Origin of the sequence: Streptomyces sp. NPDC002680, from assembly GCF_042889145.1 — a bacterium.
GTDB classification, from domain to species: domain Bacteria; phylum Actinomycetota; class Actinomycetes; order Streptomycetales; family Streptomycetaceae; genus Streptomyces; species Streptomyces adonidis.
In genome coordinates this window covers 183,888-196,549 of record NZ_JBIAQP010000019.1, presented here as the reverse complement: position 1 = coordinate 196,549, position 12,662 = coordinate 183,888, and the positions used below count along the sequence as shown (strand labels likewise).

Below are 12,662 nucleotides of genomic sequence, written 5' to 3'. Positions count from 1 at the left end.
AGGCTTGCCCCATGAGCAACGGGACACCCTTGGGTGATTTCCTCAGAGCCCGCCGAGAAGCCCTCAAGCCGCACGACGTGGGTCTGCCCGAACACGGGCGACGCCGGGTGCCGGGCCTGCGCCGAGAGGAAGTCGCGCTGCTCGCCGGAGTCAGCTCCGACTACTACATCAGGCTGGAACAGGGCCGCGAGAACAGCCCGTCCCCGCAGGTCCTCGACGCGGTGGCGCAGGCGCTGAAACTGGACGCGGAGGCCACCGACCACCTCAACCGCCTCTGCCTGACCGCCTCGCAACGCCCGCACGACCGGGGCGAGACGGCCGTCAGCCAGCAGCTGCTGCAGCTGATGGACGGATGGGAGCACACCCCGGCCTTCGTCATCGGCCCGGCCCTCGACATCATGGCGGGCAACTCCCTGGCCACGGCCCTCCACAGCGGGTTCGACGCGTTCGACAACCTCGCCCGCATGGTGTTCGTCGATCCGGCGGGGCGCGAGTTCTACCAGGAATGGGAGCGGGCCGCGCATTCCTGCACCGCCGAAATCCGCGCCGCGTACGGCCACGACCCCGAATCGCCCCGGATCGCCGAAGTCGTGACGCAGCTCTCCGCCCAGAGCGAGGAATTCGCCGACCTCTGGAAGCGACACGACGTGAAAGGAAAATCCCAAGAGGGAAAGCACCTGAAACACCCCCAGGTCGGAGACCTGCACATCAAATTCGCGGCCTTCACGGTCAACGGAGCCCCGCACCAACAACTGGTCGTCTACCAAGCCGAACCGGCCAGCCCGACGGCCGCCGCCTTCGAGACACTGAGGGCCATGGCCACCCGCCCGAAGCAGGCCGAGACAGCCCTGCCCTGAGCCCGCGCGGGCCTTCGTCTCCGCCCGTACCGACGGCCCGCACCGGCCGATGGGATGACATGCCGCGCACCGTCGCGTGCCCGCACGGCCATCCCACCGTCCGTCCCGCAGGATCCGGGGCATGCTGCCCCAGTTCTGGACCCGGACGGTCGAGTTTCTCCTCGGCCGTGAGGGCCGCTCGCTGCATCTGAAGGCGGCGGGTGGCGCCACGGCGGCCCTCGGGGCGGTGATGCTCCTCGGCTCGTGGGCGGTCGTGGCCGCCGAGGAGGGGGCCAGGGGCGCCAACCTGACGTCGTACCCGAAGGCCCTGTGGTGGTCGGTCGAGACGGCGACGACCGTCGGATACGGCGACTTCTACCCGGTGACCCTGTGGGGCCGGATCGTCGGCGCCGTGGTGATGGTCGTCGGCATCACCACGTACGGCATGGTCACCGCGGCCCTGGCCACCTGGTTCGTCGGCCGGGAGGAGAAACGCCGGCATCGCCTCGCGCACACCGCCCACGAACTGTGCGAGGACACCGCCCGCGCCCTGCACGACCGTTTCGACCGCCTGGAACACCTGGTCACCAGCCGTGACCGGCCGGAGGGGCGGCCCGAATGAACAGCGCCGCGCGCTGCTCCGGCCACGGTCGTGCGTTTCCCCGAGGCGGCGACCACCGGACAACGCCGACCGGGGCAGCTACTCCTGGGCGTTGGGATCGCTGTCGGCGGCCGGCTCCTGCTGGAGGAAGGCCGTGAGCCATTTCTCCGTATGGGCCACGTGGGCCGAGGCCGCGCCCGCGGCGGCGACCGGATCGCGGTTGGCGAGTGCCGTGGCGATCGCGCGGTGGTCCTCGTCGCTGGCGCGCTTGATGTGCGGCCCGTCGGGAAGCGTGAACACCTGATAGGCGCGGGACCGGGCCCGGAACACCCCGAGCAGCGAGCCGAGCGTGGGGTTGCCGCCGACGCGGGCGATCTCCGCGTGGAAGCTCTGGTCGAGGGCGGAGACCCGCTCGGGGTCCTCGGTCGCCTCCATCGCCTCGATGTGCTCGAAGATCGACTTCAGCGTCTCGGGGGTCATCCGGGCCGCCGCCTGCGCCGCCGCGTGGGACTCCAGGATCCGCCGGATCTCGTACATCTCCAGCAGTCCGGCGAGCGGCAGCAGGTCGACGGTGAGCGACAGGCTGCCCACGATGTCCTCCGGCCGCAGCTGCGAGACATAGGTGCCCGAGCCGTGCCGGGGCTCTATGACCCGCAGGGCCGCGAGCATCCGCACGGCCTCGCGCAAGGAGCCCCGGGAGACGCCCAGTTCCTCGCACAGCTCGCCCTCCGGCGGGATCCGCTGCCCGGCCACCAGACGGCCGGTGGAGATCATGTGCCGTAGTCCGTGGAACGCCTGGTCAACTGCGGACATTCTTCCCCTCCTGAGGACTCGGCCGCTTCGCTCGGCCTTCGGCAGCCTACAGAGTCATCTGATGAGTTACGGCATCTCCCCTCAAGTCATCCAATGACTTATTTCGAGGACGTAATCGGTCGGTCACGAGGCCATCAAGTCGCGCGCCGCCTCGCGGATTGCGTCCCCGAGTCCCACTCGTCGGCATCTTTGCAGGTGAAAGGGTGCTTATTGGGCTCTGAGGGTGCTGTACGGCGCTGGATCGCCCCTCCTTTCCGCGTGACCGTCTGATGTCGGAGCCCCCGGGACCCTTGCCTGTCCGAGGGTGTCGATGCCACGATGCGCCGCAAGTCATCTGACCTATTTTCGTCGCCGTCCGATGTGTGGGCCTGCCGTAGTGGGGCCAGGGAGATCGTGAGTCATACGTGAGCGAGCTGGATGTCAGCACTGTCACCACCGCGCCGAGCCCCCTCCTGCTCGCCGACGGAAGACCGGCGGCCGAGGCCTGGTCGCTGGACCCCGCGCACAAGCACGTCAACCACGGGTCGTTCGGGGCGGTTCCGGTCGTCGCACAGCAGGAGCAGAACCGGCTGCGGGCGGAGATGGACCGCTCGCCGGGCGTGTGGTTCCCGGGGCTGTCGGCCCGGGTCGCGGCCACCCGGGCCGAGGTCGCCGCGTTCCTGCGGGTCGCCGTGGACGACCTCGCCCTCGTGCCGAACGCCAGCGGCGGCGCGAGCGTCGTCTACACGAACGTACCGGCGAGGCCGGGCGGCGAGGTTCTCGTGACGGACCACGGCTACGGCGCCGTCACCATGGGCGCGCAGCGTCTGGCCCGGCGCTGGGGCGGCACCGTCCGTACCGCGCACGTTCCGCTCGACGCGGACGAGGACCGGGCGTACGAGGCGATCCTCGCCGGGATCACCGACGCGACGGGCCTGATCGTCCTCGACCACATCACCTCGGCCACCGCCCGCTGGATGCCGGTGGAGCGGATCGGACGCGTGGCGCGTGAACGCGGCATCCCGCTGCTGGTGGACGGCGCGCATGTGCCAGGACTGGCGGAGGATCCGCTGGCCGGGCTGGACTGCGACGTGTGGGTCGGCAATCTCCACAAGTTCGGCTGCTCGCCCCGCGGTACGGCGGCCCTGGTCGCCCGCGGTCCGCTCCGCGACGACCTCCACCCGCTGATCGACTCGTGGGGCGCCCCGGAGCCGTACCCCGCCCGCTTCGACACCCAGGGCACCGTCGACGTCACCAGCTACCTCGCCGCGCCGGCCGCCCTCGGCTTCGTCGAGGACACCTGGGGCTGGGACACGGCACGCGCCTACATGCGGACGCTCGCCGACTACGCGGAACGGATCGTCGGCGACGCCTTCGCCGAACTCACCGGCGTCGACAGCGCCGTCGACGTCGGCATGCAGGTCAACGCGCTGCGCCTGGTCCGGCTCCCCGACGGTCTCGGCACCACCCATGCCGCCGCCGACGCCCTGCGCGACCGCGTCGCCGCCGAACTGGGCGTCGAGGCCGCTTTCACCAGCTTCGGAGGCGTCGGTTACCTCCGGCTGTCGACGCACGTGTACAACACGGCCGCCGACTTCGAGTACTTCGCCGAGCACTGCGTTCCGGTGCTCGGCGCATGGGCCCGCACCCAGCACGACGCACACCTCACATCGCAGTGATCCATCGGATTCATCAGATCCAGCAGATCCATCGGATCCATTTCAGACCCCCCGGAACTGGGAGAACACAGTGTTGAGCAGCAGAAAGGCAGCAGCGGTCGCCCTCGGGCTCGCCACCGCGTTGACGGTGTCGGGCTGTGCCGTCGGCGGTGGCTCCGGCACGAGCGACGGAACCGTCACGCTCCACATGGTCGAGAGCCTCACCAACCCGGCCCGTACGGCCGTACTGAAGACCCTCATCGGCCAGTTCGAGAAGCAGAACCCCAAGATCAAGGTCGATCTGATCTCCCCGCCCACCGAGCAGGCGGACCAGAAGATCCAGCAGATGCTCCAGTCCGGCAGCGGCATCGACACCATGGAGGTCCGGGACATCACGGCCGGGCCGTGGTCGACCAACGGCTGGATCTACGACATGAGCAAGGAGCTGAAGGGCTGGAGCGGCTGGAACGCGCTCACCGACAACGCTGTCAAGTACGCCAAGGACGCCAAGGGACGGACGTACTACATCCCGTACGGCTTCTACGGCCTCAGCCTCTACTACCGCACCGACCTGGTCTCCGAGGCCGGTTTCAGCGCCCCGCCCGCGAGTTGGGACGACCTGCTGAAGCAGGCCACCGCCATCCAGGACCCCGACAAGCGCCGGTACGGCTACGCCTTCCGCGGCGGGACGAACGCCAACAGCAACGCCGTCGCGGTCATCGAGGCGTACGTCGCCGACAAGATCGACCGTGACAACGGCTTCAAGCTGACCGACGGCAAGACGATCTTCTCGGCGCCGGAGGCGCTCACCGCCCTGGAGACGTACTTCAAGCTCTTCAAGAAGGCGTCGCCGCCGTCGTCCGTCGCCTGGGGCTACCCGGAGATGGTCGAGGGCTTCTCCAACGGTTCGACCGCCTTCCTCCTCCAGGACCCGGAAGTCATCGCCACGGTGGCCGAGTCGAAGTCGATCACCACGAAGCAGTGGACCACGGCCCCCCTGCTGACCGGCCCCAGCGGCAAGGCCGTTCAGCCGGTGGCGACGGCGGGCTGGGGCATCGCGTCCGGCAGCAAGCACAAGGCGGAGGCGGTCAAGCTGGTCGAGTTCCTCTCCGAGGGCGACGCGGCCACCACCTTCGACAAGAAGAACAGCCTGGTGCCCATCCTCAAGAGCTCCGCCGACGACACCTTCTACAAGACCGGTGCCTGGGCGAGCTACGTGAAGATGACCGAGAACCCGGACACCTACATCACGGTCACCCAGCCCCGTAACTCCTCCTGGTGGACCGAGTGGATCCAGAAGTCCGACTCCGAGATCCAGAAGGTGCTGCTCGGCAAGATGACGCCCAAGGAGCTCCTGGCCGGCTGGGACACCTACTGGACCGAGAAGTGGAAGAGCCAGTAGGGCTGGCAGGAAGGCCGGAAGTGAATCCCTCAACCACCGACGCGGGGCCCCGGCAGGTCGCACCGCCACCCGCGAAGACCTCGACGCCCAGGCCCCCGCGCCCGCGCAGGCCGGTCTTCAGCGGCCGCCGGGGCCTGAGCATCGCGGCGTTCATGGCGCCGGCCGCCCTGTTCGTCGCGGTCTTCGTCTACTACCCGATGATCGCGGGCGGTCAGATGGCCTTCCGTAACTGGAACCTCAACGACCTCACCGACACCTCCTGGGTCGGCCTCAAGAACTTCAAGGGCATCCTGGACGACCCGGTCTTCTACACCGTCCTCGGCAACACCGCGGTCTGGGTGGTCGGTTCGATCGTGCCCCAGTTCGTCATCGGGTTCGCCATCGCCCTGTGGCTGCGCCGCAAGTTCCGCTTCCGGGGGCTCTACCAGGCGTTGATCTTCTTCCCGTGGGCGATCTCCGGGTTCCTGATCGGCATCCTGTTCCGCTGGATGTTCAACAGCGAGTTCGGAGTCGTCAACGACCTGCTGGAAAAAGCCCACTTGATCGACACCCCGATCCCGTGGCTGGCCGACCCGAAGACCGCGATGACCGCCGTCGTCATCGCCAACATCTGGTACGGCGTCACCTTCTTCACCATCATGATCCTGGCCGCGCTCCAGTCGATCCCCGACGAGATCTACGAGGCGGCGGCGCTCGACGGCGCCGGAAAGGTCCGTACGCTCTTCCAGATCACCATCCCCTCCATCCGCGCGACGCTGGCGCTGACGGTCCTGCTACGGGTCATCTGGATCTTCAACTTCCCCGACATCATCTTCGGCATGACCGGCGGCGGCCCGTCCAACGAGACGCACATCGTGACGACTTGGATGATCTCCATCACCCAGCAGGGCGACTACGGGAAGGCCTCGGCGGTCGGGCTGATCGTCGTCGCCATGCTGATGGTCTTCTCGGTCTTCTACCTCACGGCCACCCGGGAGCGGAACGGAACGACGTCATGATCAACAAGGAGTCCACCGCCGGACGCGCCGTCCGCGTCACGTTCCTGACGGGCTGGCTGATCGTCACGGTCTTCCCGCTGTACTGGATCACCATCACCTCGCTCAAGAGCCCCGGGACGATCTTCAGCCCCTCGATCGCCTACTGGCCCGAGCACTTCTCGCTCGCCAACTACACCGGCCTGTTCAGCAAGGCACAGTTCGGTGTCTACCTCACCAACAGCCTGGTCATCGCGACGGTCGCCGGCGCGGTGGCGACCGTCATCTCCCTCCTGTCGGCGTACGTCCTTGCGCGCTTCGAGTTCCGGAGCAGGACCGCGCTCCTGATGGCGGCCCTGGTCACCCAGATGATCCCGTCCTTCATCGCGCTCGGGCCGCTGTACATGCTGATGACGGAACTCCAACTCGTCGACAACCGGCTCGGGTTGACCCTCGTCTACGTCGCGGTCTGCATCCCCTTCTGCACGGTGATGCTCCGCGGGTTCTTCGAGAACGTGCCGGACGCGCTGGAGGAGGCCGCGATGATCGACGGCTGCTCACGGCTCGGGGCGCTCTTCCGGGTGCTGCTGCCGGTGATGCAGCCGGGCATCATCGCGGCGTTCATCTTCAACTTCGTCAACTGCTGGAACGAGCTGTTCCTGTCGGTCACCCTGATGAACAGCGACGCCAACAAGACCGTGCCGACCGCGCTGAACGGCTTCATCTCCAGCTTCAACATCGACTGGGGCTCGATGTCGGCGGCGGCGGTGCTCACCATCGCACCCACGATGCTGCTCTTCGCCTTCGCCAGCCGTTACATCGTCCAGGGACTCACCTCCGGCGCGGTGAAGGGGTGACGAGCGCTCATGGGTTGAGCGGCCAGTAGGGATCCAGGTACCTGCTGCTGCCCAGGCTTCCCCACTCCACGGAGATCCGGTCGCCCTTCCACGGAACGTTGTGGAACGTCGCCCAGGAGACGAAGCTGCGCCCCGGCCCCAGGGTGAAGTTGGTCTCGGGGTGAGTGCTGCACAGGGTCGCGTCGGCGGCGACGTACCCGATCTTCCGGCCGTCGCGCAGGAACCACTCCTTGGACAGCTTGGGGTCCTCCCAGCCCCGGCAGGTGAAGTACAGGACGCGGTCGCTGTCGTTGCGGTAGGTGACGTAGACATGGAGGTACTGCGGCACCTGGCCGGACGGCGGCTTCTCCACCACCGACCACGACCAGTGCAGGCTCCAGTCGGCCTCCACGCGGACGACCCCGTCACCGCCGGGGGCGTACGTCCCCGGTGCCGGACAGTCCCCCAGCGTCTGGGGTGTGCACGGCAGGGAGTCCGCGGCCGCCGTCGGCGCGGACGCCAGCACCAGGGCGAAGGCCGCCGTCCCCGAGACGGCGGCGACAAGGGAATACCGCTTCACGGATTTCACGGCGCCTCCTGGCGGTCCTCGCATCCGGTGCCCGCCGGGGCGGGTTCCCCCGGGGCGCGTCTGCGGAGTACCTCAGCCTGGCAGCCGCCGACGACCTCGCCCAGAAGAGGGACACACGGGCCGGGTGCATTGGCCGAAGGCCACGCGCATCCACTGCGGCGCGCGCCGGGGGGTGCGAGACGGCGTCCGTCGGGGGAGGCACGGACGGCCCGGCCCACCTGGACGTGTCACCGCGATGTCAGCCGTCCCCCTGCCGCACCCCGGCCGACGGCTGCCAGCCGAGCCCGCGGGACACGGCGAGGCCCGCCGCGACGACCGCCGGGCGCAGTGTGCGCAGATCCACCGACCCGCTGCCCACCACGACCGACAGCGCGGCGACGACCTCGCCGTCGGCGTTCATGACGCGGGTGGCGGTGGAGTCCACGCCCGGGGTGGTCTCCTCGCGGACGACGGCCACGCCGGTCCGACGGCACTCCTCCAGGGCCTGGTGCAGTTGGGCCGGCTGGGTGAGGGTGCGCGGAGTGTGTGCCGTCAGGCCCTTCTCGATCACCCGGTCCACCAGGTCGGGTCCCGCGTGCGCCAGCAGGATCTTGCCGACCCCCGAGCTGTGCAGGGGCAGCCTGCCGCCGACGCGGGAGATCAGGTCGACCGCGTTGCCTGCCGAGATCCGCTCCACGAGGACCGCTTCCGTGCCGTCGAGCACGGCGAGCTGCACATGCTGGCGCAGGGCCGTGTGCAGGTCGTCCATGAACGGCAGGGCGACACTGCGCAGCGGCACGCTCAGCGGAGCCAGTGTGCCCAGCTGCCAGATCCGGATACCGACGGTGAAGCCGCCGTCCGGCGCCCGGTCGAGCGCCCCGGCCTCGACGAGTTCGAGCACCAGTCTGCGTACGGTCGGATGCGGCAGCCCGGTCGCGCGGGTCAGCTCGGCCAGGGTCAGCCGGGACCGGCCGGGGCGGAAGGCGAACAGCACCTCGAACAACCGTGAGCCCACACTGCGCCCGGGCTCGCTCGTCCGCGCCATGTCTTCCGCCTCCTTCGATCAGTGATTCTGCCCGCTGCCGCCGGCGGTCTCCCAGCCGGATGTTCACTCGGTGAACATCGCGCTTCAGCCTTCGTCGGGCGCCGGTGAGCATCGGAACCGTCACAGCCGCAGAGCCGAAGGAGCCGCCCGATGCCCATGAACGTGCCCGGCCCAGCCGCCGGCGGACCGCGTATCGCCGTCGTCGGAGGAGGCATCGGCGGCCTCGCCGCAGCCGCCTTCCTCCACCGCGCCGGTCTCACCGCGACCGTCTACGAGCAGGCCCCCGCCCTCACGGAGGTGGGCGCCGGTCTCGTCGTCGCCCCCAACGCGGCCAGGCTGCTGCGCGGGCTCGACGTGATGGACCGGTTCCTGCGTGACGCGGTACCGCTCGACTGGGGATGGGAGTTCCGCCGCTGGGAGAACGGCGAGGTGCTCTCCGCGGAGCGGCTCAGCGGCGTCTGCGAACGGCTGTACGGGGAGCAGACCTACGTCGTCCACCGGGCGGACCTGCTCGGCGCCGTCAGGTCGGCGGTGCCGGCCGAGTGGTTGCGCCTCGGCGCGCGCTGCACGGCGGTCGAGGAGCTGCCGGACGGCGTACTGCTGCGCTTCGCCGACGGCAGCACGGTGGAGGCGGATGTCGTCATCGGCGCCGACGGGGTGCACTCGGTGGTGCGCGGCCTGGTCAGCGAGCCGTCCCCGCCGGAGGACTCGGGCATCTGCGCCTTCCGCGCGATCGTGCCCGCCGAACAGGCACCCGACTTCGCGCGCCGACGTGCGCAGACCCTGTGGATCGGGCCCGGCCGGCACCTGGTGCACTACCCGATGAGCGGCGGCCGGGCGGTCAACATCGTCGCCTTCGCTCCCGCCGGGGCGGACACGGAGGAGTCCTGGAGCGCCACGGCCACGGTGGAGGAGTTCCTCGCCGAGTTCGACGGCTGGGACCCGCGCGTGACCGACCTGATCAGGGCGAGCGGTACGCCCGGCAGGTGGGCGCTCCTCGACCGGGCGCCGCTGGGCCGCTGGAGCGGCGCGAGGAGCACCCTGCTCGGTGACGCGGCCCACCCGATGTTCCCCTTCTTCGCCCAGGGCGCGGCACAGGCCATCGAGGACGGCGCCGTTCTGGCGGCCTGTCTGGCCGAGGACCCGGACGACGTCGAACGTGCCCTGAAGCGTTACGAGTCGGCGCGGATCGACCGTACGACCAGGCTCCAGGAGGCCAGCCACGACCGTGGCCGCGTCAACCATCTGCCCGACGGGCCCGAACAGCGGGCCCGCGACGCACAACTGGCCGACCGCGACCCGCTGGTGGCCAACGGCTGGATCTACGGCTACGACGTCGTGACCGCGACCGTGGCCGCGACCGAGGAAGGTAGGGCCGTCATGCCCGAGACCCCGATCACCCCCAGCGTCCGGCAACGCCGAGTCGAGGCGGACCTGGTCCGCACCGTACTGGCCTCGTTCGACAACACCCCGGACCCGAGGCTGCGGGAGCTGACGCAGGCCCTGGTGCGCCATGTGCACGCCTTCATCCGCGAGGTCCGGCTGACCGAGGGGGAGTGGCAGCAGGCCATCGACTTCCTCACCGCGACCGGGCACATCACCACCGACCGCCGCCAGGAGTTCGTCCTGCTCTCCGACGTCCTCGGCGCCTCGATGCAGACCATCAACGTCAACAACGAGGCGTACGCCGACGCCACCGAGGCCACCGTGTTCGGCCCCTTCTTCGTCGAGAAGTCACCCGAGATCCCACGGGGCGGCGACCTCGCCGGCGGCGCGCCCGGCGAACCCTGCTGGGTCGAGGGCACGGTGACCGACACCGACGGAAACCCGGTCTCCGGGGCCCGGTTGGAGGTGTGGGAGGCCGACGCCGACGGCTTCTACGACGTTCAGTACGACGACGACCGGACGGCCGGGCGCGCCCACCTGTTCACCGACGAGGACGGCACGTTCGCGTTCTGGGGACTCACCCCCGTCCCGTACCCCATCCCGCACGACGGACCGGTCGGCGCGCTGCTGGCGAAGACCGGGCGCTCCCCGATGCGCGCCTCCCATCTGCACTTCCTGGCCACCGCGCCCGGGCTGCGCACTCTGGTGACGCACATCTTCGTCGAGGGCGACCAACTCCTCGGCTCCGACGCGGTGTTCGGGGTCAAGGAGTCGCTCGTCAAGCGGTTCGAGCCGCAGCCCCCGGGCATCCCCGCGCCGGACGGACGTGACCTGGACGGTCGTACGTGGAGCCGGGCGCGGTTCGACATCGTGCTGGCGCCGGAGGCAGTCACCGCGACTGGGGCCGATCATGGGTGAAACGGCGTTCACCTACGAGGCGCTGCCCATGCGGGTGGTCTTCGGCGCGGGCAGCCTCGCACGGGTGCCCGACGAGGTGGCTCGGCTGGGGCTGCGCCGGGTACTGGTCCTGTCGACACCCCGAGGGCGTGAACTGGCCGACCGGCTGGCCGAGTCGCTCGGCCACGCCTCGGCCGGAGTCTTCGACCGGGCACGCGAGCACGTGCCCGTCGAGACCGCCGAGGCGGCCCGTGCCGCGGCGAAGGACGCGGGCGCCGACGGCTGCCTCGCGGTCGGCGGCGGATCGACGATCGGCCTCGGCAAAGCGATCGCCCTGGAGACCGGCCTTCCGGTGATAGCGGTCCCCACGACCTACGCGGGCTCGGAGATGACACCCGTGTGGGGCCTCACGGAAGCGGGCCGCAAGCGGACCGGCCGCGACCCGGCCGTCCTCCCGCGCACTGTCGTCTACGACCCCGAGCTGACCGTCGGGCTGCCCCTGGAGGTCTCCGCCACCAGCGGCTTCAACGCCGTCGCCCACGCGATCGAGGCGCTCTACGCCCCCGACGCCTCACCGATAGTCTCCCTCATGGCCGAGGAAGGCGTACGGTCCCTGCTCTCGGCCCTGCCGGCCCTCGCCATCCACGCGGACGACCCGTACGCCCGCGTCGAGGCGCTGCGTGGGGCATGGCTGTGCGGCGCCTGCCTGGGCGCCACGACGATGTCGCTGCACCACAAGCTCTGCCATGTCCTCGGCGGCACCTTCGGCCTCCCGCACGCCGCCACGCACACGGTCGTGCTGCCGTACACCGCCGCCTTCAACCTCCCCGCGGCCCCGGCGGCGGAGCGGATCCTGCGCCGCGCGACCGACACCTTCGACGTGCCGGGACACCTGGCCCGGCTCTCCACGGCCCTCGGCGCCCCGCCCTCGCTCACCGCCCTCGGCCTGACGGCGACGGACCTGCCACGGGTGATCGAGCAGGTCCTCGCGGCTCCCTACGCCAACCCCCGGCCGGTCACCCGGGACGCGCTGGAGTCGCTGCTCACCGAAGCGCTGCACGGGATGCCGGCGGTGGGGGAGCGGGGTTTCCGCTGAGCCGATTCCCGGCGGAGCGGTCGGTCACGGGGCGATCGGGCGAATCGTACGAGGGCGGTGCCGGTGGCGGGCGAAGAGTGAGGGACGCGTCAGGGACCCCCTCCGCCGAGGGCGACGGACGGGTCCGGTCCGTTCGCTCCGGTGGCGCAGGAGGTGACCGCCCGTGACCTGGAGGCGGTCGGGAAGATCCCCGAGGAGCCGAACGGGCGGTTCCTGCGGGTCGGTTCGAATCCCAACCCGATCGACCCGGAGGATCCGCGAACGTACAACTGGTTCGCGGGCTCCGGCATGCTCTTCGGCGTGCGGCTCCACCAAGGTCGAGCGCCTGACGGACCGGCCGGTGGAGATACCCCGCCTCGACGACCGGCTGACCGGAAAACAGCACCGCTACGGCTACTTCACCAGCCTCGCCGGCGAGGAGATCATCGATGCGCACTTCCACAGCGAGAACCCCGATGCGGTCGACAAGGCGATCTCCCTGTACGCCGACGACATCTCGTGGCCCGGATGAACGTACGGTTCCAACTCGCGGCTGCCCCGTTCCGTCCGGCTCCCCCGATCCATCGAAGGG

12 protein-coding genes and 2 pseudogenes are annotated in these 12,662 nt (G+C 69.9%); 11 read left to right on the top strand and 3 right to left on the bottom strand.

Features of this window, described 5'->3' with window-relative positions:
• Window positions 1-11 precede the first annotated feature (11 nt).
• Together ACFYXF_RS39790 and ACFYXF_RS39785 are read left to right on the top strand one after the other, a co-directional pair.
• Window positions 12-857, top strand: coding sequence for a helix-turn-helix transcriptional regulator (locus ACFYXF_RS39790; RefSeq protein ID WP_389356910.1), 846 nt, complete (start codon window positions 12-14; stop codon window positions 855-857).
• Between the two features lie 121 nt (window positions 858-978).
• The gene (locus ACFYXF_RS39785) at window positions 979-1,458 is read left to right on the top strand and encodes a potassium channel family protein (RefSeq protein ID WP_389356908.1); all 480 of its coding nucleotides are present in this window, start codon (window positions 979-981) and stop codon (window positions 1,456-1,458) included.
• A 78-nt stretch (window positions 1,459-1,536) separates the two neighbouring features.
• On the opposite strand, the gene ACFYXF_RS39780 is transcribed toward ACFYXF_RS39785, so the two are convergent.
• A complete protein-coding gene (locus ACFYXF_RS39780; RefSeq protein WP_389356906.1) occupies window positions 1,537-2,250 on the bottom strand; it encodes a FadR/GntR family transcriptional regulator in 714 nt (237 codons plus the stop codon).
• A gap of 404 nt (window positions 2,251-2,654) precedes the next feature.
• Between ACFYXF_RS39780 and ACFYXF_RS39775 the strand changes: the two genes are divergently transcribed.
• The 4 genes from ACFYXF_RS39775 to ACFYXF_RS39760 all read left to right on the top strand — a co-directional run bounded on the left by ACFYXF_RS39775 (window position 2,655) and on the right by ACFYXF_RS39760 (window position 7,120).
• Entirely contained in the window at window positions 2,655-3,908 is a 1,254-nt protein-coding gene (locus ACFYXF_RS39775) for an aminotransferase class V-fold PLP-dependent enzyme (RefSeq protein WP_389356904.1), read from the top strand.
• Window positions 3,909-3,981: 73 nt separating this feature from the next.
• The gene (locus ACFYXF_RS39770; protein WP_389356902.1) at window positions 3,982-5,289 is read left to right on the top strand and encodes an ABC transporter substrate-binding protein; all 1,308 of its coding nucleotides are present in this window, start codon (window positions 3,982-3,984) and stop codon (window positions 5,287-5,289) included.
• A 152-nt stretch (window positions 5,290-5,441) separates the two neighbouring features.
• Window positions 5,442-6,287 carry a carbohydrate ABC transporter permease gene (locus ACFYXF_RS39765; RefSeq protein ID WP_389357028.1) on the top strand — a complete coding sequence of 282 codons (846 nt, stop codon included), beginning with the start codon at window positions 5,442-5,444 and terminating at the stop codon, window positions 6,285-6,287.
• Window positions 6,284-7,120: a carbohydrate ABC transporter permease gene (locus ACFYXF_RS39760; protein ID WP_389356900.1), complete on the top strand. Its 837-nt coding sequence runs from the start codon at window positions 6,284-6,286 to the stop codon at window positions 7,118-7,120. The genes ACFYXF_RS39765 and ACFYXF_RS39760 overlap by 4 nt, the downstream gene beginning before the upstream one ends.
• Before the next feature lie 7 nt (window positions 7,121-7,127).
• On the opposite strand, the gene ACFYXF_RS39755 is transcribed toward ACFYXF_RS39760, so the two are convergent.
• A complete protein-coding gene (locus tag ACFYXF_RS39755) occupies window positions 7,128-7,688 on the bottom strand; it encodes a hypothetical protein (protein WP_389356898.1) in 561 nt (186 codons plus the stop codon).
• 238 nt (window positions 7,689-7,926) lie between these two features.
• Window positions 7,927-8,712, bottom strand: a complete 786-nt coding sequence (locus ACFYXF_RS39750; RefSeq protein ID WP_389356896.1) for an IclR family transcriptional regulator — start codon at window positions 8,710-8,712, stop codon at window positions 7,927-7,929.
• Between the two features lie 150 nt (window positions 8,713-8,862).
• Between ACFYXF_RS39750 and ACFYXF_RS39745 the strand changes: the two are divergent.
• The 5 genes and pseudogenes from ACFYXF_RS39745 to ACFYXF_RS39725 all read left to right on the top strand — a co-directional run.
• A pseudogene (locus ACFYXF_RS39745) lies at window positions 8,863-9,912 on the top strand (FAD-dependent monooxygenase); the annotation flags it as partial.
• 180 nt (window positions 9,913-10,092) lie between these two features.
• On the top strand, window positions 10,093-11,016 hold the full coding sequence (locus ACFYXF_RS39740) for a dioxygenase (RefSeq protein WP_389357026.1): 924 nt from the start codon (window positions 10,093-10,095) through the stop codon (window positions 11,014-11,016).
• Complete coding sequence (locus ACFYXF_RS39735; RefSeq protein ID WP_389356894.1) at window positions 11,009-12,091, top strand: maleylacetate reductase; 1,083 nt, start codon at window positions 11,009-11,011, stop codon at window positions 12,089-12,091. Before ACFYXF_RS39740 ends, ACFYXF_RS39735 begins: the two co-directional genes overlap by 8 nt.
• A gap of 141 nt (window positions 12,092-12,232) precedes the next feature.
• Window positions 12,233-12,403: pseudogene (locus ACFYXF_RS39730) on the top strand (carotenoid oxygenase family protein); the annotation flags it as partial.
• A 28-nt stretch (window positions 12,404-12,431) separates the two neighbouring features.
• Entirely contained in the window at window positions 12,432-12,602 is a 171-nt protein-coding gene (locus ACFYXF_RS39725) for a hypothetical protein (protein WP_389357034.1), read from the top strand.
• Window positions 12,603-12,662 lie beyond the last annotated feature (60 nt).

Bases quoted from the DNA above. Each gene is read 5' to 3' on its own strand.
- ACFYXF_RS39790 (WP_389356910.1), top strand. From the start codon at position 12: ATGAGCAACGGGACACCCTTGGGTGATTTCCTCAGAGCCCGCCGAGAA.
- ACFYXF_RS39740 (WP_389357026.1), top strand. From the start codon at position 10,093: ATGCCCGAGACCCCGATCACCCCCAGCGTCCGGCAACGCCGAGTCGAG.
- ACFYXF_RS39785 (WP_389356908.1), top strand. From the start codon at position 979: ATGCTGCCCCAGTTCTGGACCCGGACGGTCGAGTTTCTCCTCGGCCGT.
- ACFYXF_RS39735 (WP_389356894.1), top strand. From the start codon at position 11,009: ATGGGTGAAACGGCGTTCACCTACGAGGCGCTGCCCATGCGGGTGGTC.
- ACFYXF_RS39750 (WP_389356896.1), bottom strand. From the start codon at position 8,712: ATGGCGCGGACGAGCGAGCCCGGGCGCAGTGTGGGCTCACGGTTGTTC.
- ACFYXF_RS39780 (WP_389356906.1), bottom strand. From the start codon at position 2,250: ATGTCCGCAGTTGACCAGGCGTTCCACGGACTACGGCACATGATCTCC.
- ACFYXF_RS39765 (WP_389357028.1), top strand. From the start codon at position 5,442: ATGGCGCCGGCCGCCCTGTTCGTCGCGGTCTTCGTCTACTACCCGATG.
- ACFYXF_RS39760 (WP_389356900.1), top strand. From the start codon at position 6,284: ATGATCAACAAGGAGTCCACCGCCGGACGCGCCGTCCGCGTCACGTTC.